Below are 25325 nucleotides of genomic sequence, written 5' to 3' on the forward strand. Positions count from 1 at the left end.
TGCGGAGTGTCAGTCGACATTTTCATTGCCTGACACACCGCATTCGCGAGCAAGCCCGCTCCCACAGTGGTTCTCTAGCGCACGCAGAATCTCATTCTCTCGGAACAACCCACCTGACGACCGGCAGCAAAAACCATTTGCCACAAAATATTACATGCATCATATTATAGGCATCATAATTAAACGCCGCCTGACAGGTATCCCTCCATGACCAGCATGTCCACCGTAGAACCCGACCTGGACTCCCCGGTGCAACCGGCAAAACGTCCCCTGCTCAAGCGCCTGCTTCTGCCAACAATGGGGATTGCAGCGTTGGTACTGGCCGGGGTGTATGGCACGCATTGGTGGACGGCCGGGCGTTTCATCGAAGAAACCGACGACGCCTACATCGGCGGTGATGTAACGGTAATCGGACCGAAAGTGGCGGGTTATATCGACGAGGTGCTGGTGGCCGACAACCAGAAGGTCAAGGCCGGCGACGTGCTGATCCGTCTCGATTCGCGCGACTACCGCGCCAACCTGGCCAAGGCCGAAGGCGCAGTGGCCGCCCAGGAGGCCTTGCTGGCCAACCTCGACGCCACCGAACAACTGCAACAGGCCGTCATCGGCCAGGCCCGCGCCGGCATCGACGCCGCCGGTGCCGAAACCGCCCGTTCGCGGGATGACGATGCCCGCTACAAAAAACTGGTGATCACCAACGCCGTCTCGGTGGAAAGCGCCCAGCGAGCCAACACCACGTTCAAGACGGCCCAGGCCCAAAGCAACCGCGCCCAGGCCGAACTGCTGGCCGCGCAACGTCAGTTGAACGTGATCGACACCCAGAAACAACAAGCCCGAGCCGCCTTGATCCAGGCCAGGGCCGAGCGCGACCTGGCGCAATTGAATGTCGGCTACACCGAACTGAAGGCGCCGGTCGATGGTGTGATCGGCAATCGCCGGGCCCGGGTCGGTGCCTATGCCCAGGCCGGTTCACAATTGCTCTCGGTGGTGCCGACCAGCGGTCTGTGGGTTGATGCCAACTTCAAGGAAGACCAACTGGCACACATGGTGCCGGGGCAACGGGTGGTGATCCGTGCCGACGTGCTATCGGGCCAGGAATTCCACGGTCACCTGGACAGCCTCGCCCCCGCCAGCGGTTCGCAATTCAGTGTGTTGCCACCGGAAAACGCCACCGGCAACTTCACCAAGATCGTGCAGCGGGTGCCGGTGCGGATTCACCTCGACCCGGCCGACAGTGTGCTCGGCCACCTGCGCCCGGGGTTGTCGGTGACCGCTGAAGTGGACACGCGCAAGGAGCCTCAAGCGCCAGCCGTGGCCAGCGCGCCATGAGCCGCGCCCTCGCCGCCCCGGCGCAACCGTTCAATGCCGCGAACATGGCGACGGCGACCAAGGTCTTCGCCTTTGCCAGCATGTGCATCGGCATGTTCATTGCGCTGCTGGATATCCAGATCGTCTCGGCTTCGTTGCGTGACATCGGCGGCGGGCTTTCCGCCGGAACCGACGAAACCGCGTGGGTGCAAACCAGTTACCTGATCGCCGAAATCATCGTGATCCCGCTGTCAGGCTGGCTGTCGCGGGTATTTTCGACGCGCTGGCTGTTTTGTGCATCGGCGGTGGGTTTCACCCTGACCAGCCTGCTGTGCGGCGTGGCCTGGAACATCCAGAGCATGATCGCCTTCCGCGCCCTGCAAGGGTTTCTTGGCGGCTCGATGATCCCGCTGGTGTTCACCACTGCGTTCGTGTTCTTCACCGGCAAGCAACGGGTCATCGCTGCCGCCACCATCGGCGCGGTGGCGTCCCTGGCACCAACCCTGGGACCGGTGATCGGTGGCTGGATCACCGACATATCGTCCTGGCACTGGTTGTTCTACATCAACCTGGTGCCGGGGATTTTCGTCGCTGTCGCCGTGCCGATGCTGGTCAAGATCGACCAACCGGAACTGTCGCTGCTCAAAGGCGCGGACTACTTGAGCATGGTGTTTCTGGCGCTGTTTCTCGGCTGCCTGGAATACACCCTCGAAGAAGGTCCGCGCTGGAACTGGTTCAGCGACCACACGATCCTGACCACGGCGTGGATCAGCGGCCTGGCCGGCCTGGCGTTCATCGGCCGGACCCTGCACGTGGCCAACCCGATTGTCGATTTGCGCGCCTTGAAGGATCGCAATTTCGCCCTCGGCTGTTTCTTCTCGTTCGTCACCGGCATCGGCCTGTTCGCCACCATTTACCTGACACCGCTGTTCCTCGGTCGGGTGCGTGGCTACGGAGCGCTGGACATTGGTCTGGCGGTTTTCTCCACCGGAGTGTTCCAGATCATGGCGATTCCGCTGTACGCCTTTCTGGCCAACCGCGTCGACCTGCGCTGGATCATGATGACCGGCCTTGGGCTGTTCGCCTTGTCGATGTGGGATTTCAGCCCGATCACCCATGACTGGGGGGCCAGGGAATTGATGCTGCCGCAAGCTTTTCGCGGGATTGCCCAGCAACTGGCGGTGCCGCCCGCGGTGACGCTGACCCTCGGCGGCCTGGCGCCGGCACGGCTCAAACATGCGTCAGGGTTGTTCAATCTGATGCGCAACCTGGGCGGGGCTATCGGTATCGCTGCGTGCGCGACCATCCTCAACGACCGCACCAACCTGCATTTCACCCGGTTGGCGGAGAACCTCAACAGCACCAACGAAGCGCTCAATCAATGGCTATCTCAAGTCGGCAACAACTTCGCCGCCCTCGGCCAGAGCGGTGACGCCGGGGTCACCGCCAGCCTGCATCAACTATGGTTGCTGACCTACCGCGAAGCCCAGACGCAAACCTATGGCGACGCGTTCCTGATGATCATGGTCTGCTTCATTATCGCCACGGCGATGGTGCCCCTGATGCGCAAGGTGCAACCACCGGCCGCGCCGAGTGCCGATGCCCATTGAGGCATCGGCGGATTGTTGAGAATCAGGCCTGAGGCATTTTACGGAAGCCGACCGCCAGGCGGTTCCAGCTGTTGATGGTACTGATGGCGACGGTCAGGTCGACCATTTCCTTGGGCGTGAACTGCGCGCTGACCACTTCGTAGTCTTCGTCCGGGGCGTGGGTCAGGCTGAGCTGGGTCAGGGATTCAGTCCACAGCAGCGCAGCGCGTTCACGTTCGGTGAAGAACGGCGCCTCGCGCCAGGCCGTCACGGCGAACAGACGACGCGGGGTTTCGCCACCCTTGATCGCATCGGCGGTGTGCATGTCGATGCAGAAGGCACAGCCGTTGATCTGCGAAGCGCGCAGCTTGACCAGTTCAATCAGGTTTTTTTCCAGCGGCAGCTTCGACACTGCTGTTTCCAGGGCGATCATCGCCTTGAGGGCGTCGGGGCTGGCAGTGTAGAAATCGATACGGGGTTGCATGACGTGCTCCAGGGCAAGTGAGTGTGTCGCTACGTTAGTCCCTCGGCTGGTTTACACAAATAGCCAATATTCCAGAAGTCGAGGAGGCCATTGGCGCGGGTGTGATGGGTTTCACTCTTCACTTTTGGTGAATTCACTGCCGTCATCGCGAGCAAGCTCGCTCCCACAGGGAAATGCGCTCAAATGTGGGAGCGAGCTTGCTCGCGATCCGCGCAGCAACCATTCACCAGCGAGCTCAAACCCGACTGCGCAACCACTGCAAAAAGCCCTTTTTCGCCACTGTCACCGGCAAGTCCTGAGTCAGGGTTTTCGCTTTGTGCAGCCGGTAATCGAGCAAGGTTTTCATTGCATCGCTGATGTCGTGACGGGCATCCAGGCATGGCTTGAGGTAGGACTTTTCGATGCGGTACAGACCACAGAAAGTCTTGGCGGTGAACTGCGCAGGCAGCGCGCTGTCGGTCAGAATACCTGCCTCGCCGATCACCTCCCCTGGCCCCATGCGGCCGGATTCGAATGGCGCTCCGTGGCGCATCAACGTCACCGAGACCACCCCGGACTCGATGATGAACAGGTGATCACTGACCTCCCCCGCCTCCAGGATCGTTTCCCCGGCGCGGAACGATTGCAAGGTCATATTCTGGCTGAAGGTGTCTTTCTCTTCCTGACGCAAGGTGGAGAAAATCGGCGAGCTGTCCAGTAACGCTCGATGCCGTGTCAAGTTGACCGGCGGGTCGGGCTCCACGTTCGACAACAAATTGACCCCGGATGCCTGTAAGTGCCGGTAGGCCAGATCGTATAGTTGATTACGCACCTCGCGCTTCTCGCTCATCGATGCGACAAACCCGCTGATTTCGTATTCCATCCCGGCGCTGCTGGCGTTTTTCAGGGCGACGTGAGGCGCTGGTTTATCCAGCAGCAGGCGACAGCCCTGCATGGCACGTTCCAGTGCATCGATCACGGTGTTCGGCCGCGCATGCGGACTCAGTTCCACAGAAATGGATATGCCGAAAATATCGCTCGGCCGACTGAAGTTGATGATCTTGGCCTTGGCCGCCAGTGAATTGGGAATCACCGCCATGCTGCCTTGAGAGGTTTGCATGCGCGTGGCACGCCAGTCGATGTCGGTCACCTTGCCCTCCATGCCATCGATGGAGATGTAGTCATCCAGTTGATAAGGCTTGGTGGTGTTCAGGACGATCCCGGAGAACACGTCGCTGAGGGTACTTTGCAAGGCCAGGCCGACGATGATCGCCAATGCACCGGACGTCGCCAGCACGCCCTTGACCGGCAGATCGAGCACATAGGCCAGGGCGGCAATGATCGCGATCAGGAAAATCACCGCACCGAGCAGATCCTGAAGCAATCGCCCGGTATGCCCGACCCGTTGCATCATCACTGCGCCGATCAGCACGGTCAGGGTCCTCGCACCGAACAACCACCAGCCGATCTGCAAGCCGGTGGCCGCCAGATGCAAGGGTACGTTGTCGGCCCAGGGCGCTGGCTCCATCGGGTTCATGCCTTCGTTGAACAACAGCAGGCTGAACAACGAAAAAATCACCACCCGCACCAGCAGCCGCCAGGCACTGCTAGCGGCGCTGAGCAAGTACCACAACCCGAGATCGATCAGGATCAGCGCCATGGCGCAGATCAATGGGTGTTCGGTGAGCAATGACAGCATCAAGCAACTCCAGCCAGGGTCAATAACGCGAAGATCGCATGGATTGGCACTAGTGTAGGAGCAATTGATTTGGCGGGATGAACACCCTCCAAAAAACACCACAAAACCAATGTGGGAGCGGGCTTGCTCGCGAAAGCGGTGTGTCAGGCAACGTTTATGTTGATTGACACACCGCCTTCGCGGGCAAGCCCGCTCCCACAGGGATCGTCGTAGCTGGACTATTTGCTGTTGGTCAGCGCGCTGTAGCCGGTCATCAGGTTGCGGCAGTCCGGAATATGGTTGGAAAACAGCGGGGGCAATAGTCCTCGCAGATCGGCATGGGGCAGCCGGTTAGCGCTGGGAATCCAGCACCTCGTGTTCGTTCGCCACTTGCTGGGCCTTGAGGTAACTCTCGATCAGCAATTGATAATGCGGCATGGCCTGGGCGTAGACAGCGGCCCACTGCTCGGCATCCGGACGGTTCCACGAGCCTTGCAGCTCAGAGAGCGTCGCCATGATGTCGATCGGCACCACCCCGGCCTGGGCCAGGCGGGCAACGGTCAGATCAGTGGCCAGTTTCGAGTGGTTGCCGGAGGCGTCGACCACGGCAAACACCTTGTAGCCTTCATGCACGGCGGCGATGGACGGGAACGCCAGGCACACGCTGGTCAAGGTGCCGGCGATCACCAGGGTTTTCTTGCCGGTGGCTTTGACCGCCGCGTGAAACTCCGGGTTGTCCCAGGCGTTGATTTCACCTTTGCGCGCCACGTATTGCGCGTGGGGTGCGGCCTCGTGGATTTCGGGGATCAACGGCCCGTTCGGCCCCTGGGGAACGGAAGCGGTGGTGATCACCGGCATCTTCAGCAGGGTCGCGGCCTTGGCCAGGGCAATGGCGTTGGCGCGCAGTTGGGGCACGTCCATGTCCTTGACGATCTGGAACAGTCCGCTCTGGTGATCGATCAACAGCATCGCGCTGTCGTTGGGGTCGATGGTCGGTTTCTGGCCGTTGAAGTTGGCCGCGTAGACAGTGTTCATGTGCGTTTCCTCTTTCTTTTGGGCAACAGCCATCCCTGGCCTGAAAACCGGCCTACTCATCCTGTGTAGAGTCGGGTGTTGAAGCGCTGCGAATTAAGCGTGCATACGGCCGAAGCGACCGGACTGGAAGTCGGCGAAGGCCTGGTGGATTTCTTGCTCGGTGTTCATCACGAACGGGCCGTGGCCGACGATCGGCTCGTCGATCGGTTCGCCGCTGAGCAACAGCACCACCGCGTCTTCGCTGGCTTCGAGGGTCAACTGATCGCCCTTGCGGTCGAACAGGGCCAGTTGCCCTTGGCGCACCGATTCCAGGCCGTTGACCTGAACCATGCCGCGCAGCACCACCAGTGCGGTGTTGCGCCCTTCATGCAGGTCAAGGGTGAGCAACTTGCCGGCATTCAAACGAATGTCCCACAGGTCAACCGGGGTGAAGGTGCGCGCCGCGCCCTTGTGGCCGTCGAACTCACCGGCGATCAGGCGCAGGCTGCCGGCGTTGTCCTTCAAGGCGATGGCCGGGATGTCACGGTCGAGAATCGTCTGGTAGCCGGGGTCGGCCATTTTGTCCCTGGCCGGCAGGTTGACCCACAATTGCACCATCTCCAGGGTGCCACCGCTTTTGGCGAAACCTTCGGAGTGAAACTCTTCATGCAGGATTCCCGAGGCAGCGGTCATCCATTGCACATCGCCGGGGCCGATCTTGCCGCCACTGCCGGTGGAGTCCCGATGCTCCAGTTCGCCCTTGTAAACGATAGTCACGGTTTCGAAGCCACGATGAGGATGCTGACCAACGCCACGTCGCTCGCTGGTCGGGGTGAATTCAGCGGGGCCGGCGTGATCCAGCAACAGGAACGGGCTGATGTGCTTGCCCAGGTTGTCGTAGGAAAACAGCGTGCGAACCGGAAAACCGTCGCCGACCCAATGGGTCCGTGGACTGGTGTAGATACCGATGATGTTTTTCATGGTGTCTCCTGATGAGGTGAGTGAAGCCATGGACAAAGCTTAAAACCGTGACCTTTGCTGCGCTAGACTGCAAAAATCAGCTTTAGCGTTCTATCTGGAGAACGATGGTGGAAGACCTCAACACCCTCTACTACTTCACCCAAGTGGTGGAGCATCACGGTTTCGCCGCAGCCGGCCGGGCACTGGACATGCCCAAGTCCAAGCTCAGCCGACGCATTGCCGAACTCGAAGAACGCCTCGGCGTGCGCCTGCTGCACCGCACCAGCCGGCATTGTTCATTGACGGAAATCGGCCAGGCCTATTACCAGCGCTGCCTGGCCATGCGGGTGGAGGCGGAAAGCGCCGCCGAACTGATCGAGCGCAACCGCTCCGAGCCCCAAGGCCTGGTGCGTGTCAGTTGCCCGACGGCGCTGCTCAATTCCTGGGTCGGGCCGATGCTGACCCGCTATATGCTCAAGTACCCCTTGGTGGAATTGTTCATCGAGAGTACCAATCGCCGGGTCGACCTGATTCACGAAGGCTTCGACATTGCCCTGCGGGTACGTTTTCCGCCGCTGGAGAACACCGACATGGTGATGAAGGTGCTGGGCAACAGCACCCAGAGCGTGGTCGGCAGCCCGGCCTTTTTATCGCGCCTGTCGACTCCGGCCTCCCCGGCCGACCTCAGCGGCTTGCCGAGCCTGCACTGGGGCGCGGCGCAGCGCGAATATCAGTGGGAACTGTTCGGGGCCGATGGCAACACTGCAATGATTCGTCACGCACCGCGGATGGTCACCGATGACCTGTTGGCCTTGCGCCATGCGGCGCTCGCCGGGATCGGCATCGTGCACCTGCCCAGTGTCGTGGTGCGCGATGAAATCGCCGCCGGGCAACTGGTGGAACTGGTGCCGGGCTGGGCACCGAAGAGCGGTGTGATCCATGCGATCTTCCCCTCGCGCCGGGGCCTGCTGCCGTCGGTGCGCACGCTGATCGATTTTCTCGGGGAGGAATTCAGTCGAAGTGATATTGCATAGGGGCAGCGGCAAGCTTTGAGCGGCAAGCGGTTAGCTTATTGGGGGGTAGCCGAGATTTTATTTCGGGCATAATATCAAATTTGATTACACCCATAATATTGCCCCCACCGAGGACTCCGTCATGCAAAGCCCCAACCGCGACGCCACCCTCGCCCAATGGATCGCCCAGGAACAGGCCATGCGCGCCCGCCTCGCCGGGCCCGGCAGTCTGTCCATGGCCGAGGTCAGCGCGTTGTCCCCCGCCGAGTTTTTCGAAGGCATCGGCAACGGCGAATTGCCCTCCCCGCCGATTGGCACGCTGATGGATTTCATCCCCATCGAATGGTCGAGCGGGCTGTTCATCTTCCAGGGCACACCGGATGCCCGGCACTACAACCCGCTGGGCACGGTCCACGGAGGCTATGCCGCGACCCTGCTGGATTCATGCATGGGTTGCGCGGTCCATACGCAACTGAAAAAAGGCCAGGGTTACACCACGCTGGATCTGCGCATCAGCTACGTCCGCGCGTTGAACAACGCCAGCGGACCGGTGCGGGCCGAGGGCAAGATTGTGCACCTGGGGCGCTCGACCGCGCTGGCCGAGGGGCGGATTTATGATGTGGATGGGCGGTTGTACGCGACGGGGACCACCACTTGCATGATTCTTGATCCCCGGGGGTAAGGCTTCAGACCGAGTCGCCGCCTTCGCGAGCAAGCCCGCTCCCACATTTGGAATGCATTCCCCTGTGGGAGCTGGCTTGCCAGCGAAGGCGTCGGATCAGACACCATCCCCCCACCAGACTGCCGATGATTCTTGATTTACGGTAAACATTGCTTTGCCAATCCAGCGGTTTTTCTCACGGATGCAGGCGCGGATACTGCCGCCCATTCCCACTGCAACCTCTGGAGTCTTCAATGTCCATTCCCGCCTTCGGCCTGGGTACCTTTCGCCTGCAAGGCCAGGTGGTCATCGATTCGGTGAGCACCGCCCTGGCGCTCGGCTACCGGGTGATCGATACCGCACAAATCTACGAGAACGAAGCTGATGTCGGCGAGGCTATCGCCGCCAGCGGTATCGCCCGTGACGAACTGTTCGTCACCAGCAAGATCTGGGTCGCCAACCTGGCCGGTGATCGTTTGATCGACAGCCTGAAAGAAAGCCTGCGCAAACTGCAGACCGACTACCTGGACCTGACCCTGATCCACTGGCCGTCGCCGGACGATCAAGTGCCGGTCGAAGAATTCATGGGCGCCCTGCTCGAAGCCAAACGCCTGGGCCTGACCCGGCAGATCGGTGTGTCCAACTTCACCATCGACCTGATGAAACAGGCAGTCGCGACCATTGGTGCAGAGCACATCGCCACCCACCAGATCGAGCTGCACCCCTACCTGCAAAACCGCGAAGTCGTCGAGTTCGCACGCAGCCAGGGCATCGGCATCACCTCATACATGACCCTGGCTTACGGTGAAGTCCTGAAGGATCCGCTCATCCAGCAGATCGCCGACCGCCTGCACGCGACACCGGCGCAGATCACCCTGGCCTGGGCCATGCAATCGGGTTACGCGGTGATCCCGTCTTCCACTCGCCGGGCCAACCTTGAAAGCAACTTGAAGGCTCGCGAGCTGACCTTGAACGAGGCCGACATGGCCTTGATCGCAACGCTGGATCGCGGCCACCGCCTGACCAGCCCGAAAGGCATCGCACCGAACTGGGATTGAGCCTCAATCCTGCTCCAGACGCCGGTCCAGGCGGGCCATGGCTTGCTGCAACCGGTCGACGGCGTCGTTGATCTTTGCCGTGCGGCCGTCATTGCACGCCTGCTCCAGTTGTTCGCAACACTCGACCAGGGCAAGCGCTCGCACCATCAGCGCCCCGCCTTTGATCCGGTGCGCGAGCTCCCGCAAGCCCGGGTGATTGGCGCCGGCGTGCAAGGCGAGCAAATGCACGCGATCCTCGCGGTTGCTCAGCGCCAGATCGTGCAACAGTTGATCGACCAGCTCACGGTCCGCATCCGCATAACGCTCCAGCCCGCTCAAATCGAATTCGGCGACGCCTGGATCATCGATAGCCGTTGAGGGTGTGCTGGAAAACCGCTGGGCCAGCCACGCCTGCAAATCCACCAGGCGAATGGGCTTGAACAGGCAATCGTCCATGCCCGCCGCCTGACACCGGGCTTTCTCCTCGGCCTGCGCATTGGCGGTAAAACCCAGAATCAGTGTCGGCGACAGCCCCTGCTCCCGCTCTTGCTCACGTATCGCGCCCGCCAGTTCGTACCCACTGAGCTGCGGCATGTTGCAATCAGTGATGACCAGATCGAACCCTTGCCCACGCCACTGTTCAAGCCCCTGCGCCCCGTCTTCAGCCAGCACCACGCGATGGCCCAGGTAGCCCAGCTGCCGCGAAAGCAACAGGCGGTTGGCCGGATAGTCGTCGACCACCAGAATCGACAACGCCCGGGTCGTGAGCTGCGCCGGATCCAGGGGCTTGCCCCCCGCGGGTAACGCTTGCAGGGCGGGCAGCACCAGGCTGATGTCGACCCGCGTCCCGTGCCCAGGCTGGCTGTCGAGTTGCAACCGGCCGCCCATCATTTCGCACAGGGTACGACTGATCACCAACCCCAGGCCGGAACCTTGCCGGGCGCTCTGTTGGTTGTTGCCCGCCTGCTCGAACGGGTTGAACAGGCGTTGCCGGTCGAGCGCGCTGATACCGATGCCGCTGTCCTCTATCTGCACGCTGACCGCGAGGTGCGCCGGGGCTTGAGGTCGCACTCGCAGCATCAGGCTCACCTGGCCTTCCCGGGTGAACTTGATCGCATTGCTCAGCAGATTGGACAGCACTTGTTTGAAGCGCGTGGGATCGAGCATCACGTCACAGTCACTGTGTTCGTCGAGTTCGACCCGCCACTGCAGATTTTTCTGCAGTGCCAGCCCTTCGAAAACCCGGCAGACCGACGTCACCAGCGCCTGCAGGTTGACCCGCTCCGGCGCCAGCGACAAATGCCCGGATTCGATCCGGGCGACGTCCAGAATGTCGCCGATCAAATCCAGCAATTGTTGCCCAGCGTTGGACGCCACCTCGATGGCGGCGCGGTCGGTCTCCCCTTCATCGGCCCGTTTCAGTGCCAGTTCGAGCATACCGATCAGCGCGTTCATCGGCGTGCGTATTTCATGGCTCATGGTGGCCAGGAACGTGGTCTTGGCCCGGTTGGCGTCGTCCGCCGCGTCCTTGGCTTGCTGCAATTGCCCAAGCAATTGCTGGCGCTGGCGAATCTGCCGCCGCTGCCAGACGATCCCGGCCAACGCGAGCAACAGCAGGACACCCGCCAGCGCAAACGCCTGCACGATCGCCTGCCGGTGTCGTAGCCAATAGCTCTGCTCGACCATGGCGTCATAGCGCCAGGGTTGGGTCAACTCGTCAATTTCTTCGGGGGGGATGCTCAACAGCGCCTTGTCCAGGATCGAATGCAGCTCGGTGGCCTCGCGGCTGGTCGCCAGGGTGCTTCGTGCCGGGTCGGTGCCCACGGTGCTGGTCACTTGCAGGCGATCGCGATACTGCCGGGAAATCAGGTAACGGGCGCTGATCAGGGAGTTGATGCCGCCCAGGGTCTTGCCCTGGGCGACCATTTCCATGGCATCGGTCGACAGGGGCGCATCCACCAGCTGGATCTGCGGGTAATGCTGGCGAAGGTATTCGCCGACAATGTTGCCCTGGGTCAGCGCCAACGTCCTTCCCGCCATGTCATCCAGCGTCCTGGGGCTGTCCGTATCCACGCGGGTCACCAGCACCGAAGGGCTACTCAGAAACGCGCGGGTGAACAGCAACTCATCTTCACGCTGGGAACTGAGGCCGATACCGGCCAGGACATCGATCTGCCCGCTCTTGATGCCGGTCATCATCTCGGCCACCGACTTCATGCCCCGGATGTCAAATTGCAAGCCGGTGCGCAAACTGATTTTCGCCAGTACATCGACGCCAATACCGCGGAACTTGCCTTCGCTGTCGACAAATGAAATCGGCGGGATATTTTCGTTGATCGCGACCCTGACCCGCGGGTGGCGTTCGAGCCAGCGCTGTTCGGCCACGCTCAATTGCAATGACTGGTTGCCGGGGATAGACACACCGTTCGCCCCCCAACGACGCAGGATATTCATTTGTTCATTGGTGGAGATGGCCGCCAGCGCCTTGTTGACGATGCGCAACAGCGAGTCATTGTCGCGGGCCATTGCAAAGGCAAAACGCCCGGACTCCATGGGCGAGAAGTCCGTCAGGTGCACGTTGTCCAGGTTATTCCTGCTGATCAGGTAATGGGCATTGATTGCATCCCCCAGATAGACATCGGCCTGGCCGTACGCCACGGCGCCCATCGCCGCCAACGTCGAGGGAAACAACTGGACCTGCGCCCTGGAATAGAACTGTTGCACGCTGTATTCGGGCAGGTAGTGATACAGCATCACCAGCCGCTTGCCGGCCAGCGTCGGGTCGAGCACCGGAGGGAAATCGGTGCGGGTGACCAGCACCGGTTGATCGACCGCATAGGCGCTGGACATCTGTAGCTGTGGATCTTCGGCTTCAAACCGGTTGGCCGTTCCCAGCAGGTCTGCCTGCCCTTCCTTGATGGCCTGCACCGCGTCGGCCCGGGACGGATAGCGTCGGACATCAATGACGACGTTCAACAATTGTTCGAGCAACCCGGCGTAATCGGCGGTCACGCCTTCGAACACCTTGCCCGCCGTGTTGAACTCGAAGGGGGGATAGTCCGGTGCCGAGACAGCCAGCACCAATCGGCCCTTTTGCTGTAGCCAGCGCGACTCGGTTTCCGACAACCTGACACTCAGGCCTTCGACGCTCGAGCGCCCCAACAGGGTCAACGACTGTTGCGCACAGACCGTCGATGCCCAGAGAAGAAGGCCGATCAGCACCCCACCTGCCAGTCGTCGGAGTGTGTTCATTCAGATCAGATGATTGCGCAGGGCGAAATCCCTCAAATGCACCGACGAGCTCACGTTGAGCTTGAGGGTGAGTCGGGTTTTGTAGGTACTGACGGTCTTGTAGCTCAGGTGCATGATCTCGGCGATTTCCAGGTTTTTCGAACCCCGGGCCAGGTACTGCAGAACGGTCAACTCACGATTGGTGAGCTTGTCGATCAATTGCTTTTCGCTGCGTTGCAACTCCCCCATCGACACGGAGCTCGAGGGAGTCTGGGCGAAATAGGTGTAGCCGGCCATCACGCAATTCACCGCCGCCTTCAAGTCATCCAGGTCCTTGCTCTTGGAAACATAGGCAAAAGCCCCGGCACGCATGCAGCGGTCCTGATAGAACTGGGCCTCCAGCGAGGTGAACACCACCACGCGGCATCGCGTCTGTTCGGCCTTGATACGGTCCATCACCTCAAGCCCCGCCACACCGGGAAGCCCCAGATCAAGCAGCACGACATCTGGTCGATGCTCCCGGAGCAACGCCAGGACCTCATCGCCACGGGAGGCCTCGTAAATACTCTTGAATCCTTCACCCTTGAGTACGAGTTTGATCATGGAGCGAACCACCGGATGATCTTCCACAATCAGTGCAGACTTCATGACAACTCCCGTGCAAAACAACACGATCGGGCAAAAAATGCCCTCCAGGCACCGCAGCGGTTGGGCACAACGCTGCGCATAGACTTTTGCATGGAAGGCTGGAAAGAACTACCTGACAGAAATGACAGTTCCGACGAACGGCAGACGACGATCGACGGTGCTCATCAACTGCGTAATGCACGCGAGGTCAGGCAGGGCGGCCTGGCTGACCTGGACCTTGCCCGCGACGGGCGGCACCGGTGCCTGCTGTTCATTGAAGATAAACCCGTGATGAACCTGCCGGTTGTCGGCCAGGAAACTGAACAGATCCAGCCCTTCGCTGGCCATCACCCCATTGACGAGCACCAGGTCCAGAGGCTCGCCGGCGTACTCCACCAGTGGAAGGAGTTCGTCGAGGCTGTGCACCGGTGCCACCCGAAAGTAGCCGAGCTGGTTGAACAGCCGCTCGATCCGCAGGCAATTGAAGTGCTGCGCATCGGCGATCAGGATGCGCAAGGATTTATCCGGCAAGGTGACCTCCAAAAGGATGTCGGTTTCAAGAGGTCGCAAAGCCTACGGAAGACCTCCCTGAGTTTATGTAGGAATATTCCTAAATCAATGCCGGTTAGTCTGACGCTTGCCGGGGAAACCTTGGCCTTCACTCCGTAGTACTCGGACTCCAGAACGCCTGCACCACCAGGGCCGAGGTCGAAATCCGTGCCACCAGGGCATCCAGTTCATCACCATCGACCGAGGTGGTGGCCAGGGTGGCTTCGATTTCAATTTCATCCGTGCCGAACGCGTGCACATCGACATCGCTGGCCGGGTAGTTGCTGCGCTCCAGTTCGGCTTCGAGCAAGGCCAGCACGGTTTTCTGCTGCGTGCGTCGGGCGATGACATAGACGATGTTGGTGACTTCCGCCGAAATCACATCCAGCGGCTGACGGTTGATGTTGTTGACGATCGGCCGCAGCAGGGTGTTTGCCGCCAGCACAAACAAGGTGCCAAGCAACGCCTCGGCCAGCAGATCGGCACCGGCGCAGGCTCCGACCGCCGCCGAGGTCCAGAGCGTGGCGGCGGTATTGAGGCCGCGCACATTGCCCTCTTCGCGCATGATCACCCCTGCACCGAGAAAGCCGATGCCGGAAACCACGTAGGCGACAACCCGCACAGCACCTTCGGCACCGGCGAGCCGGTTGGCCATGTCGACGAAAATCGCCGCGCCCACCGCCACCAGCACGTTGGTGCGCAAGCCGGCGGTGCGCTGCCGGTACTGGCGCTCGAAACCGATCAGGCCACCGAGGATGAAGGCCGCGCTGAGGCTGACCAGGGTGTCGAGCAGGGAGGTCAGGTTGAGGTTGTTAAGTGCTTGCATGATGAATCCTTTGAAAAAACACACGGCCCCTGTGGGAGCGGGCTTGCTCCGGGCGGCGTTCCGACGAAAGCGGTGGGTCAGTCGATGATGATGGTGACTGATACATCGCTTTCGCGAGCAAGCCCGCTCCCACAGGTTTTGCGGCTTTATTGCCAGCCAAACCGTCGGATGTAGAAGCCCTTCACCGCCTGGGTCAACGCCATGTACGCCAGCAGGATCACCGGCAGGAACACGAAGTACAGCGACGGCAACGCCTGCAATTTGAAGTAATGGGCCAGCGGTCCCATCGGCAGGAAAATCCCCACGGCCATGATCAATCCGGTCATCACCAGCAACGGCATGGCCGCGCGGCTTTGCAGGAACGGGATCTTCGGGGTGCGGATCATGTGCACGATCAGGGTCTGGGTCAGCAGCCCGACCACGAACCAGCCGGACTGGAACAGGGTCTGGTGATCCGGGGTGTTGGCATCGAACACGTACCACATCAAGGCGAACGTGGTGATGTCGAAGATCGAACTGATCGGCCCGAAAAACAGCATGAAGCGCCCGACATCCGCCTGTTGCCAGCGTTGCGGTTGCTTGAGCATTTCGTCATCGACGTTATCGAACGGGATGGCGATCTGCGAAATGTCATAGAGCAGGTTTTGCACCAGCAGGTGCATCGGCAGCATCGGCAGAAACGGGATGAACGCACTGGCCACCAGCACCGAGAACACGTTGCCGAAGTTCGAACTGGCGGTCATCTTGATGTACTTGAGCATGTTGGCGAAGGTCCGGCGCCCTTCCAGCACGCCCTCCTCCAGCACCATCAGGCTCTTTTCCAGCAGGATGATGTCGGCCGCTTCCTTGGCGATGTCCACGGCGCTGTCCACGGAAATGCCGATGTCGGCGGTGCGCAGGGCCGGGGCGTCGTTGATGCCGTCGCCCATGAAACCGACCACATGGCCGTTGCCCTTGAGCAGACGGACGATGCGTTCCTTGTGCGTCGGCGTCAGCCTGGCGAAGACGTTGGTGGTCTCCACGGCGTTCGCCAGTTCGGCATCGCTCATGCGTTCGATTTCGTTGCCCATCAGCAGGCCTTGCTGCTCCAGGCCGACCTCACGGCAGATTTTCGCCGTCACCAGTTCGTTGTCGCCGGTCAGCACTTTCACCGCCACGCCATGGGCCGCCAGGGCCTTGAGCGCCGGCGCGGTGCTCTCTTTCGGCGGATCGAGAAAGGCTACGTAACCGATCAGTGTCAGTGCCTGTTCATCGGCCAGGCTGTAGGTGTCGCGCCCTTCGATCATCGGCCGTGCAGCAACCGCCACCACCCGCAAGCCTTCGGCGTTGAACGTGGCCGTGACCTGACGGATGCGCGCCAGCAGTTCTTCGGTCAACACTTCATCGACTTCGCCGTGACGAACCCGCGAGCAGACCGCCAGTACCTCTTCCACTGCGCCCTTGCAGATCAGCAGGTGCGGTTGCCCATGCTCGGCGACCACCACCGACATGCGCCGGCGAGTGAAGTCGAACGGAATCTCGTCGACCTTGCGAAACGCCGTGCCGACTTTCAGCTCACGATGGATTTCGACGTGTTCGAGCACCGCCACATCCAGCAGGTTTTTCAGCCCTGTCTGGTAGTAGCTGTTGAGGTAGGCCATTTCCAGCACGTCATCGCAATCGCGACCCCAGACATCGACGTTGCGCGCCAGGAAGATCTTGTCCTGGGTCAGGGTGCCGGTCTTGTCGGTGCACAACACGTCCATCGCGCCGAAGTTCTGGATCGCGTCGAGGCGTTTGACGATGACTTTCTTGCGCGACAGGAACACCGCGCCCTTGGCCAGGGTCGAGGTGACGATCATCGGCAGCATTTCCGGGGTCAGGCCCACGGCAATCGACAGCGCGAACAGCAGCGCTTCGGTCCAGTCGCCCTTGGTGAAACCGTTGATGAACAACACCAACGGCGCCATGACGAACATGAAGCGGATAAGCAGCCAGCTGACTTTGTTGACCCCGGTCTGGAACGAAGTCGGCGCCCGGTCGGTTGCACCCACGCGCTGGGCCAGGGCGCCGAAATAGGTGCTGTTGCCGGTGGTGAGAATCACCGCCATGGCCGTGCCGGACACCACGTTGGTGCCCATGAACAGGATGTTGTCCAGGTCCAGGGGATTGAGCGTTTCACGGTCCTGCTGACGGGGAAACTTTTCCACCGGCATCGATTCACCGGTCATCGCCGCCTGGCTGACGAACAGGTCCTTGGCGCTGAGCACCCGGCAATCGGCGGGAATCATGTCACCGGCAGACAGTAAGATCAGATCGCCCGGCACCAGTTGCCTGATCGGCAGTTCGATGCGCTGCGCGCCACGGTCCTCAAGGTCCCGGCGCATCACCGTGGCGGTGTTGCTGACCATGGCCTTGAGAGCATCGGCGGCCTGATTGGATTTGGTTTCCTGCCAGAAGCGCAGCAAGGTCGAGAGCACCACCATGGAGAAAATCACGATGGCGGCTTTCATGTCTTCGGTCAGCCAGGAGATGACCGCCAGCAACGTCAGCAGCAGGTTGAACGGGTTCTTGTAGCAGTGCCACAGGTGCGTCCACCAGGGCAGCGGCTGTTCGTGTTCGACTTCATTGAGACCGAATTGCTCGCGCAGGGCATCGGCTTCGAGTTCGCTCAAGCCGTCGGTGTGACTGCCCAGGGTGTTGAGCAATTGACCGGAATCGCTGCCGGCAGCGGCCACCAGGGTTTGCGCCAGGCTGGGCGGGACTTCACGGCTGACTGTGGTGTCGGTGAAGGTTTCCAGCAACGCCAGGCGACGGAAGTGCCGGACGATGTGGCGGTTACGCAGGAAGCCTGCGAAGAATTCCTTGAGGGTAAGTTTCATGGCTGGTGCCCCTTTGGTCAGCCGGGAAACCGTCGAGCAGGCAGGTCCACGCCACTGCCGCCGGAACAACCGGCAAGGCAAGGCCTGGCACGCCGGTCACGAAAAACAGGCGTGTCGATAGAGCGGCGGCCACGACAAGAAGTCGAAACCACGCACTGTTCAGCGTCGATGAGAGGGACGTCGGGACACGGCCGGGACTGGCCATGATCAGGATGCCGCTGCTCGCTTGTCGGCGAGACAACGGCACAGGAGACTGCGCGTTATCTTGCCGAGAAAATGCCGGTTACCGAGACCGGCCGACAACTGTCACTCGAACAAGTACCCACTGTGGGTCTCCGTAATGGATGAAAACGCGCGAAGCTTACGCCCCGATGTCTGGAGAGTAAACCCGTTACAAAGTCTTGCAGGGGGAAACGCGGGGTTCTTCAGGAAGGGTTCAGGAATCAATATTTGCGGTGTTCTTTCCGGCCCCTTCGCGAGCAAGCCCGCTCCCACAATGGACCTGTGTTCGCCGGACCAAAGTGGGAGCGGGCTTGCTCGCGAAGAGGGCCTTGTAGTCGCCGCAAATCTCAGCTGGCAGTCGCCAACAACAGATCCACCACCGACCGCCCCTGCCCGCGATGCTTGCCATGCTCATACAACGACCCGGCAATTTCATCGGCACGAATCGGCAGGATCGACAGCAAGGTGTCGCTCAACCCATGGCTGGCCTGGCAAAAGCCCTGCATGTAGAGGCCGGCCTTGCAGCGCTCGTCGGTGATCAGCTTGTAGTGGCGATCGACCTCGAAATCCCCCAGGTACTCTTCCAGTGGCGCCAGCAGCTTGCGATGCATCTGCCGCTCGTAGCCGGTGGCCAGCACCACGGCATCGTAGTGACGCACCGAGACTTCGCCGGTGGCGTTGTTGCGCAACCCCAGTTCGATGCCCCGTTCGTTGGCGGTGGCCTTTTCGATCGTGGTCAGGGTGTGGAACGCATGACGGGCGATGCCCGAAACTTTCTGCCGATAGAAGATGCCGTAGATGCGCTCGATCAGATCGATGTCCACCACCGAGTAGTTGGTGTTGTGGTATTCGTTGACCAGGCGCTCGCGCTCGCTGTCGGGCTGCTGGAACACCAGGTCGGTGAACTCCGGCGAGAACACTTCGTTGACGAAGGGGCTGTCGTCGGCCGGCTTGAGTGCCGAGCCGCGCAGGATCATGTCCACCTGCACCGACGGGAAGCTGTCGTTCAAATCGATGAAGGCTTCGGCCGCGCTCTGCCCGCCCCCGATGATCGCAATGCTCATCGGCCGGTTGTCCACGCACGGCTGCCTGGCCATCTGCGCCAGGTACTGGGAATGGTGGAACACCCGCCCGTCATCCTTGAGCGCCTTGAACACCTCGGGAATACGTGGCGTGCCACCGGCGCTGACCACCACCGAACGGGTGGTGCGCACCTGTTGATGCCCTGTCGCATCGCGGGAAATCACCCGCAGCGCCTCGACCTGCTGGTTGTGCAGCACCGGCTCGATGGTCAGTACCTCTTCACCGTAGCGGCTTTGCCCGGTGAACTGCCCGGCAACCCAGCGCAGGTAGTCGTTGTACTCCATGCGGCACGGATAGAAGGTGCCCAGGTTGATGAAGTCCACCAGGCGCCCGTGGGCCTTGAGGTAATTGACGAACGAATAAGGGCTGGTGGGATTGCGCAGGGTCACCAGGTCCTTGAGGAAGGAAATCTGCAACTCGCTCTGGGTCACCAGGGTGTTGCCGTGCCAGCGGTAGTCGGCCTGCTTGTCGAGGAACAGCACATCCAGGTTGCCCTGGCTCGTCCCGCGCTCTTGCAGCGCGATGGCCAGTGCCAGGTTCGACGGGCCGAAACCGACGCCGATCAGGTCGTGAACGAGGGGCGAAGCAATTGCCTGTGTCATTTCCAGTGTCCTCTGGATGTTCCCCTCAAAGGCGGGGCATTGAACCTAAGTGACCTGACCCGCCAAGGGCCGCACAACAGGTCGTCTGTTGAGTAGGAACGAGGACCGTGAAAAAAAATTTAACCGCGCAGGATCACTGGGCGTCCCCCTGTCGCATCCGTATACGGCAATGCTTCATGGCGTTGACAATGTGCTTCTCGACCATTGCCCGGGAAATGCCCAGTTGCTCGGCAATCTGCGGATGGGACAGACCTTCGATCTTGCGCAACAGGAAACTCTCGCGGCACAGCCCTGGCAACTCCGCCAGGGCACTCTGGAGCATTTCCAGACGCTGGCCATGATCGAGCACGTTTTGCGGCGAAGGGGTGAAATAGCGCTCCTCATTGTCGAGCACGTCCAGGGGTTCGGCCTGACGCAGGGTGTTGCGTCGATGGTTGTCGATAACCAGATTGAGGGCGGTGCGATACAGGAATGCCCGGGGCTGCTCGATCGGCGTCTCACTGGAACGCTCCAGGACCCGCAGATAAGCGTCATGCACCACATCTTCGGCCACCTGACGGTTGCCCAGCCTGGCGTTGAGGAAACACACCAGTTCGCGATAGTAGTTTTCCAACATGACTCCCGTCCGCACGGGAGTGCGGTTTCTGTCCTTGAGCCGTTTCGGCGACCGCTGAATCACACAGTGGCACGATAGTGGCAGTTCGAGTCGCGTAATTTATAGTAATTCTCATATAGATTTAAAGTACTGCTTCAACTTGCCCGATAAATAGCTCTGATCCATGTGGGAGCGGGCTTGCTCCGGGCGGCGTTCCGACGAAGGCGGTGCATCAGGCAACATAAATGGTGAATGTGCCGGCCTCTTCGCGAGCAAGCCCGCTCCCACATTAGATTGTGTCGTCGCCTAAATTCCGCGCCCGGCTCAACGTTTACAGGACAGCTCCCCGTCTCTGCCCGCCTCCACCGCTGAACGACGGGCCGATTTTCCCAGGCCGGAACCCTGCATGAAACGTCCCCGACAGACCCGACGCGCCCTGCTTGCAGCACTTTGTCTGATCCCCGTGGTTGCCGTCGCCGCCTGGCAGTTCATCCCGCCGGGCCGCGACGGGCTGGTCACCGTCCAGGTCAGCCGCGCCGACATTGAAAGCAGCGTCACGGCCTTGGGCACCCTGCAACCGCGGCGTTATGTCGACGTCGGCGCCCAGGCCTCCGGGCAAATCCACAAGATCCACGTGGAAGTCGGCGATGTGGTCAAGGAAGGCCAGTTGCTGGTGGAAATCGACCCGTCCACGCAACAGGCCAAACTCGATGCCGGGCGTTTTTCCGTCGAAAATCTCAAGGCGCAGCTGCAGGAGCAGCGGGCACAACACGACCTGGCCCGGCAGAAATACCAACGTCAACAGCACCTCGCCGCCGGCGGCGCCACCCGTGAAGAAGACGTGCAGACCGCCCAGGCCGAACTGCGCGCCACCCAGGCACGGGTCGACATGTTCCAGGCGCAAATCCTCCAGGCCGAAGCCAGCCTGCGCAGCGACCAGGCGGAGCTCGGCTACACGCGCATCTATGCGCCGATGGCCGGCACTGTGGTGGCGCTGGATGCCCGGGTCGGCCAGACCCTCAACGCCCAGCAGCAAACGCCGTTGATCCTGCGCATCGCCAAACTGTCGCCGATGACCGTGTGGGCCGAGGTCTCGGAGGCGGACATCGGCCACGTCAAACCCGGCATGCACGCCTGGTTCACCACCCTGAGCGGTGGTAGCCGACGCTGGACCAGCACCGTGCGGCAAATCCTCCCGGTCCCGCCCAAGCCCCTGGACCAGACCAGCCAGGGCGGCGGCAGCCCCGCCAGTACCAGCAAAAGCGGGAGTGCCCGCGTCGTGCTGTACACCGTGTTGCTGGACGTCGACAACGCCGACAACGCGCTGATGGCGGAAATGACCACCCAGGTGTTTTTCGTCGCCAATCAGGCGCAGAACGTACTCACCGCGCCCATCGCCGCCCTGCAGGCCGGCCCGCAGACAGACCGGCAGACCGCGCAAGTGGTCGCCGGCAATGGCAGCATCGAGCAGCGCAACGTGCGCACCGGCATCAGCGACCGCCTGCGCGTACAGATCCTCGACGGCCTGCAAGAAGGCGATCACCTGTTGATCGGCCCGTTCGACGGGAGTGGCGGCTGAATGCACACGCCCCTGATCGAACTTTCGGACATCCGCAAAGCCTACGGCGGTGGCGACGCGCCTGAAGTCCACGTGCTGCGCGGCATCGACCTGTCGATCCATGCGGGGGAGTTCGTGGCGATCGTCGGTGCCTCCGGCTCCGGTAAGTCGACGCTGATGAACATCCTCGGCTGCCTGGATCGCCCGACCGCCGGCGAATACCGCTTCGCCGGGGAAAACGTCGCGGCGCTGGACAGTGACGAACTGGCCTGGCTGCGCCGTGAAGCCTTCGGTTTCGTGTTCCAGGGCTACCACCTGATTCCGTCGGGTTCGGCCCAGGAGAACGTCGAGATGCCGGCGATCTACGCAGGCTTGCCCGCCGCCGAACGCCACGCCCGCGCCGCCGCCCTGCTCGACCGCCTCGGCCTGGCTTCACGCACCGGCAACCGCCCCCATCAACTCTCCGGCGGGCAGCAGCAACGGGTGTCGATTGCCCGCGCGTTGATGAATGGCGGCCACATCATCCTGGCCGACGAGCCCACCGGCGCCCTCGACAGCCACAGCGGCGCCGAGGTCATGAGCCTGCTCGACGAACTGGCGAGCCAGGGCCACGTGGTGATCCTCATCACCCACGACCGCGAAGTGGCGGCCCGGGCCAAACGCATCATCGAGATCCGCGACGGCCTGATCATCAGTGACAGCGCCAGCGAAAACCCGACCATGCAACATTCGGCCAACCCGGGTGCGCTACAAGCCGTCGACCTGCGCAAGCGCTTGAGTGAAGGCACCGAAGCCACCGGCGCCTGGAAGGGCGAATTGGTCGATGCCGTGCACGCGGCGTGGCGGGTGATGTGGATCAACAAGTTCCGCACCGCCCTGACCCTGCTCGGCATCATCATCGGCGTCGCCTCGGTGGTCGTAATGCTCGCCGTCGGCGAAGGCAGCAAGCGCCAGGTGATGGCGCAGATGGGCGCGTTCGGTTCCAACATCATTTACCTCAGCGGCTCGGCGCCCAACCCACGCACGCCCATGGGCATCGTCACCCTCGATGACGTTGCCGCGATTGCCAGCCTGCCCCAGGTGATGCGGATCATGCCGGTCAACGGCCAGGAGGCCGGGGTGCGATTCGGCAACCTCGATCACATGAGCTACGTCGGCGGCAACGACACCAACTTCCCGGCGATTTTCAACTGGCCGGTGGTCGAAGGCAGTTACTTCACCCACGACGACGAACAAAACGCCGCGGCGGTCGCGGTGATCGGGCACAAGGTGCGGACCAAACTGCTCAAGGACGTGGCCAACCCGATCGGCCAGTACATCCTGATCGAAAACGTGCCGTTCCAGGTGGTCGGCGTGCTCGCGGAAAAAGGCGCCAGCTCCGGCGACTCCGACAGTGACGACCGCATCGCCATCCCCTACTCCGCCGCGAGCGTACGCCTGTTCGGCACCCACAATCCCGAGTACATCGCCATCGCCGCCGCCGATGCGCGCAAGGTCAAGGAGACCGAAAAAGCCATCGAGCAACTGATGCTGCGCCTGCATGACGGCAAGCACGATTTCGAATTGACCAACAACGCTGCGATGATCCAGGCCGAGGCACGCACGCAAAACACCCTGTCGCTGATGCTCGGCTCGATTGCGGCGATTTCGCTGCTGGTGGGCGGGATCGGTGTGATGAACATCATGCTCATGACCGTGCGCGAGCGGACTCGCGAGATCGGTATCCGCATGGCCACCGGTGCCCGCCAGCGCGACATCCTGCGCCAGTTCCTCACCGAAGCGGTGATGCTCTCGGTGGTGGGCGGCCTCACCGGGATCGCCCTGGCGCTGATCGTCGGGGGCGTGCTGATTTTCAGCGAAGTCGCTGTCGCGTTCTCCCTGATAGCGGTGCTGGGCGCCTTCGGCTGCGCCTTGGTCACCGGTGTCGTTTTCGGCTACATGCCGGCCCGCAAGGCTGCCCGACTCGACCCGGTCACGGCCCTTACCAGTGAATGATCGATTGATGAAGCCGCCACTCAGCCTGTTGACTTTGTGCCTGCTACTCAGCGCCTGTGGCACCCCTGCCCAGCGCCCGGACAATGGCATCCAGCCGCCCGCCGCCTGGCAATCGCCGCACACCGCGGGCGCAGTCCTTGACAACCAGCAATGGTGGAACCGCTTCGGCAGCCCGCAACTGGGGCGTCTGATCGAGCAGGCGCGGCTCGGCAGCTACGACCTGGCCGCAGCCATCGCGAGAGTGCGCCAGGCCCAGGCCGACACGGTGATTGCCGGCGGCTCGCAACTGCCCGAGGTCAAGGCCGGGGTCAACGCCAATCGCCAGAAACTGCTGCGCGGCAGCGGCTACAGCCAGCTCGATGCCGACAGTGATAACGACGCCGTCGACTACTTCACGGCGAACCTGACTGCCAGCTACGAAATCGATTTCTGGGGTGGCCAGCGCGCCACTCGCGACAGTGCGCAGTTCAGCCTGAAAGCCAGCGAGTTCGATCAGGCCACGGTGGAATTGACGTTGCTCAGCGGCGTGGCCAACGGCTACGCGCAAGCCTTGTCGTTACAGGAGCAGAGCCGCATCGCCGAGTTGAATCTGGCCAATGCCCAAAGCGTGTTGAAACTGGTGCAGACCCGTTTCGACTCGGGTTCGGCCACGGCCCTGGAACTGGCACAGCAAAAAAGCCTGGTGGCGGCGCAGCAACGCCAGCTGCCGCTGGTGCGGCAACAGGCCGAGGAGGCGCGGATCAGCCTCGCCGCCCTGCTCGGCCGCCCGGTTCAGGCGCTGTCACTGGGGCAGGAACGCTTCGATCAACTGACCTGGCCGGCGATTGATGCCGGGGTGCCCAGCCAGTTGCTCAGCCGCCGCCCGGACATTGCCCGGGCCGAGGCGCAACTGGCCGCCGCCCAGGCGGACGTCAGCGTCGCCCGTGCCGCGATGCTGCCGACCGTGACCCTCACCGCCGAAATCGGCTCCGGAGCCGACCGGGCCGATGACATCCTGCGCAGCCCCTTCTACAACCTCACCGCAGGGTTGCTCGCGCCGGTGTTCAACAACGGCCGCCTCGGTGCCCAACGCGACAAGGCCACGGCGCGCCAGGAAGAACTGCTGGAGACCTATCGCGGGGCGATCATCAACGGCTTCGCCGACGTCGAAAAAGCCCTCAACGGCATTCGCGGACTGGATGAACAGCGTGGGTGGCAGAGTGAAGAACTGAGCCAGGCGCAGACCGCCTTCAACATCGCGCAAAGCCGTTACCAGGCCGGAGCCGAGGATTTGCTGACGGTGCTGGAAACCCAGCGCACGCTGTATGCGGCACAGGATTTGAATGTGCAACTGCGCTTGTCGCGGATGCAGGCGAGTATTGCGTTGTACAAGGCGTTGGGTGGGGGGTGGCAGGTGCTCTAATCGTGGTGTCTGTCAGGACGCCTTCGTCGGAACGCCGCCCGGAGCAAGCCC

Annotated in this window: 19 protein-coding genes; 8 read left to right on the forward strand and 11 right to left on the reverse strand. The window is 61.8% G+C overall.

From position 1 onward, the window contains the following. The first annotated feature begins 207 nt into the window (after positions 1 to 207). Together AC07W4_RS21345 and AC07W4_RS21350 are read left to right on the forward strand one after the other, a co-directional pair. Positions 208 to 1329, forward strand: coding sequence for an HlyD family secretion protein (locus tag AC07W4_RS21345; protein WP_495033873.1), 1122 nt, complete (start codon positions 208 to 210; stop codon positions 1327 to 1329). Further along, positions 1326 to 2918 (forward strand): DHA2 family efflux MFS transporter permease subunit, encoded by a 1593-nt coding sequence (locus tag AC07W4_RS21350; protein ID WP_008049799.1) that lies wholly within the window; start codon positions 1326 to 1328, stop codon positions 2916 to 2918. Before AC07W4_RS21345 ends, AC07W4_RS21350 begins: the two co-directional genes overlap by 4 nt. A 22-nt stretch (positions 2919 to 2940) precedes the next feature. Here AC07W4_RS21350 and AC07W4_RS21355 read toward each other — a convergent pair whose 3' ends face one another. The 4 genes from AC07W4_RS21355 to AC07W4_RS21370 form a co-directional block, all read right to left on the reverse strand. Next, complete coding sequence (locus tag AC07W4_RS21355) at positions 2941 to 3381, reverse strand: carboxymuconolactone decarboxylase family protein (RefSeq protein WP_008049798.1); 441 nt, start codon at positions 3379 to 3381, stop codon at positions 2941 to 2943. A gap of 235 nt (positions 3382 to 3616) precedes the next feature. Beyond that, complete coding sequence (locus tag AC07W4_RS21360) at positions 3617 to 5059, reverse strand: mechanosensitive ion channel domain-containing protein (protein WP_495033874.1); 1443 nt, start codon at positions 5057 to 5059, stop codon at positions 3617 to 3619. A 330-nt stretch (positions 5060 to 5389) separates the two neighbouring features. Continuing rightward, entirely contained in the window at positions 5390 to 6073 is a 684-nt protein-coding gene (locus AC07W4_RS21365) for an isochorismatase family protein (RefSeq protein ID WP_110660420.1), read from the reverse strand. Between the two features lie 93 nt (positions 6074 to 6166). Next, a complete protein-coding gene (locus AC07W4_RS21370) occupies positions 6167 to 7033 on the reverse strand; it encodes a pirin family protein (RefSeq protein WP_495033875.1) in 867 nt (288 codons plus the stop codon). Between the two features lie 104 nt (positions 7034 to 7137). On the opposite strand from AC07W4_RS21370, the gene AC07W4_RS21375 reads away from it, so the two are divergent. The 3 genes from AC07W4_RS21375 (at position 7138) to dkgB (ending at position 9744) form a co-directional block, all read left to right on the forward strand. Further along, entirely contained in the window at positions 7138 to 8046 is a 909-nt protein-coding gene (locus tag AC07W4_RS21375; protein ID WP_008049793.1) for a LysR family transcriptional regulator, read from the forward strand. A 121-nt stretch (positions 8047 to 8167) separates the two neighbouring features. Beyond that, positions 8168 to 8707 (forward strand): PaaI family thioesterase, encoded by a 540-nt coding sequence (locus tag AC07W4_RS21380; RefSeq protein WP_495033876.1) that lies wholly within the window; start codon positions 8168 to 8170, stop codon positions 8705 to 8707. Positions 8708 to 8940: 233 nt separating this feature from the next. Beyond that, positions 8941 to 9744 carry a 2,5-didehydrogluconate reductase DkgB gene (gene dkgB / locus AC07W4_RS21385; RefSeq protein ID WP_495033877.1) on the forward strand — a complete coding sequence of 268 codons (804 nt, stop codon included), beginning with the start codon at positions 8941 to 8943 and terminating at the stop codon, positions 9742 to 9744. A 3-nt stretch (positions 9745 to 9747) separates the two neighbouring features. On the opposite strand, the gene AC07W4_RS21390 is transcribed toward dkgB, so the two are convergent. From AC07W4_RS21390 to AC07W4_RS21420, 7 genes are all read right to left on the reverse strand, one after another. Further along, on the reverse strand, positions 9748 to 12975 hold the full coding sequence (locus tag AC07W4_RS21390) for a transporter substrate-binding domain-containing protein (protein WP_495033878.1): 3228 nt from the start codon (positions 12973 to 12975) through the stop codon (positions 9748 to 9750). Continuing rightward, on the reverse strand, positions 12976 to 13602 hold the full coding sequence (locus AC07W4_RS21395) for a response regulator (protein WP_495033879.1): 627 nt from the start codon (positions 13600 to 13602) through the stop codon (positions 12976 to 12978). A gap of 108 nt (positions 13603 to 13710) precedes the next feature. Continuing rightward, positions 13711 to 14112 carry an ANTAR domain-containing protein gene (locus AC07W4_RS21400; protein ID WP_495033880.1) on the reverse strand — a complete coding sequence of 134 codons (402 nt, stop codon included), beginning with the start codon at positions 14110 to 14112 and terminating at the stop codon, positions 13711 to 13713. A 127-nt stretch (positions 14113 to 14239) separates the two neighbouring features. Beyond that, a complete protein-coding gene (locus tag AC07W4_RS21405; RefSeq protein WP_495033881.1) occupies positions 14240 to 14956 on the reverse strand; it encodes an MgtC/SapB family protein in 717 nt (238 codons plus the stop codon). Between the two features lie 146 nt (positions 14957 to 15102). Further along, positions 15103 to 17817: a magnesium-translocating P-type ATPase gene (gene mgtA / locus AC07W4_RS21410; protein ID WP_495033882.1), complete on the reverse strand. Its 2715-nt coding sequence runs from the start codon at positions 17815 to 17817 to the stop codon at positions 15103 to 15105. A 569-nt stretch (positions 17818 to 18386) separates the two neighbouring features. Then, the gene (locus AC07W4_RS21415; RefSeq protein WP_495033883.1) at positions 18387 to 19724 is read right to left on the reverse strand and encodes a lysine N(6)-hydroxylase/L-ornithine N(5)-oxygenase family protein; all 1338 of its coding nucleotides are present in this window, start codon (positions 19722 to 19724) and stop codon (positions 18387 to 18389) included. 133 nt (positions 19725 to 19857) lie between these two features. Continuing rightward, positions 19858 to 20340, reverse strand: coding sequence for a sigma-70 family RNA polymerase sigma factor (locus tag AC07W4_RS21420; RefSeq protein ID WP_008049780.1), 483 nt, complete (start codon positions 20338 to 20340; stop codon positions 19858 to 19860). Between the two features lie 385 nt (positions 20341 to 20725). Here AC07W4_RS21420 and AC07W4_RS21425 point away from each other — a divergent pair, with 385 nt between their 5' ends. From AC07W4_RS21425 to AC07W4_RS21435, 3 genes are read left to right on the forward strand one after another with little or no spacing between them, the layout of a single operon-like run. Next, the gene (locus AC07W4_RS21425; RefSeq protein WP_495033884.1) at positions 20726 to 21898 is read left to right on the forward strand and encodes an efflux RND transporter periplasmic adaptor subunit; all 1173 of its coding nucleotides are present in this window, start codon (positions 20726 to 20728) and stop codon (positions 21896 to 21898) included. Further along, positions 21899 to 23872: a MacB family efflux pump subunit gene (locus tag AC07W4_RS21430; RefSeq protein WP_495033885.1), complete on the forward strand. Its 1974-nt coding sequence runs from the start codon at positions 21899 to 21901 to the stop codon at positions 23870 to 23872. It abuts the gene before it with no gap. 7 nt (positions 23873 to 23879) lie between these two features. Next, on the forward strand, positions 23880 to 25274 hold the full coding sequence (locus tag AC07W4_RS21435; protein ID WP_495033886.1) for an efflux transporter outer membrane subunit: 1395 nt from the start codon (positions 23880 to 23882) through the stop codon (positions 25272 to 25274). The last annotated feature ends 51 nt before the right edge of the window (positions 25275 to 25325 follow it).

This window comes from Pseudomonas sp. GW821-FHT02A08 (assembly GCF_059422045.1).

Excerpts from the sequence above, each read along its gene's own strand:
- AC07W4_RS21345 (WP_495033873.1), top strand. The coding sequence starts at position 208 with ATGACCAGCATGTCCACCGTAGAACCCGACCTGGACTCCCCGGTGCAA.
- AC07W4_RS21350 (WP_008049799.1), top strand. The coding sequence starts at position 1,326 with ATGAGCCGCGCCCTCGCCGCCCCGGCGCAACCGTTCAATGCCGCGAAC.
- AC07W4_RS21355 (WP_008049798.1), bottom strand. The coding sequence starts at position 3,381 with ATGCAACCCCGTATCGATTTCTACACTGCCAGCCCCGACGCCCTCAAG.
- AC07W4_RS21360 (WP_495033874.1), bottom strand. The coding sequence starts at position 5,059 with ATGCTGTCATTGCTCACCGAACACCCATTGATCTGCGCCATGGCGCTG.
- AC07W4_RS21365 (WP_110660420.1), bottom strand. The coding sequence starts at position 6,073 with ATGAACACTGTCTACGCGGCCAACTTCAACGGCCAGAAACCGACCATC.
- AC07W4_RS21370 (WP_495033875.1), bottom strand. The coding sequence starts at position 7,033 with ATGAAAAACATCATCGGTATCTACACCAGTCCACGGACCCATTGGGTC.
- AC07W4_RS21375 (WP_008049793.1), top strand. The coding sequence starts at position 7,138 with ATGGTGGAAGACCTCAACACCCTCTACTACTTCACCCAAGTGGTGGAG.
- AC07W4_RS21380 (WP_495033876.1), top strand. The coding sequence starts at position 8,168 with ATGCAAAGCCCCAACCGCGACGCCACCCTCGCCCAATGGATCGCCCAG.
- dkgB (WP_495033877.1), top strand. The coding sequence starts at position 8,941 with ATGTCCATTCCCGCCTTCGGCCTGGGTACCTTTCGCCTGCAAGGCCAG.
- AC07W4_RS21390 (WP_495033878.1), bottom strand. The coding sequence starts at position 12,975 with ATGAACACACTCCGACGACTGGCAGGTGGGGTGCTGATCGGCCTTCTT.
- AC07W4_RS21395 (WP_495033879.1), bottom strand. The coding sequence starts at position 13,602 with ATGAAGTCTGCACTGATTGTGGAAGATCATCCGGTGGTTCGCTCCATG.
- AC07W4_RS21405 (WP_495033881.1), bottom strand. The coding sequence starts at position 14,956 with ATGCAAGCACTTAACAACCTCAACCTGACCTCCCTGCTCGACACCCTG.
- mgtA (WP_495033882.1), bottom strand. The coding sequence starts at position 17,817 with ATGAAACTTACCCTCAAGGAATTCTTCGCAGGCTTCCTGCGTAACCGC.
- AC07W4_RS21415 (WP_495033883.1), bottom strand. The coding sequence starts at position 19,724 with ATGACACAGGCAATTGCTTCGCCCCTCGTTCACGACCTGATCGGCGTC.
- AC07W4_RS21420 (WP_008049780.1), bottom strand. The coding sequence starts at position 20,340 with ATGTTGGAAAACTACTATCGCGAACTGGTGTGTTTCCTCAACGCCAGG.
- AC07W4_RS21425 (WP_495033884.1), top strand. The coding sequence starts at position 20,726 with ATGAAACGTCCCCGACAGACCCGACGCGCCCTGCTTGCAGCACTTTGT.
- AC07W4_RS21430 (WP_495033885.1), top strand. The coding sequence starts at position 21,899 with ATGCACACGCCCCTGATCGAACTTTCGGACATCCGCAAAGCCTACGGC.
- AC07W4_RS21435 (WP_495033886.1), top strand. The coding sequence starts at position 23,880 with ATGAAGCCGCCACTCAGCCTGTTGACTTTGTGCCTGCTACTCAGCGCC.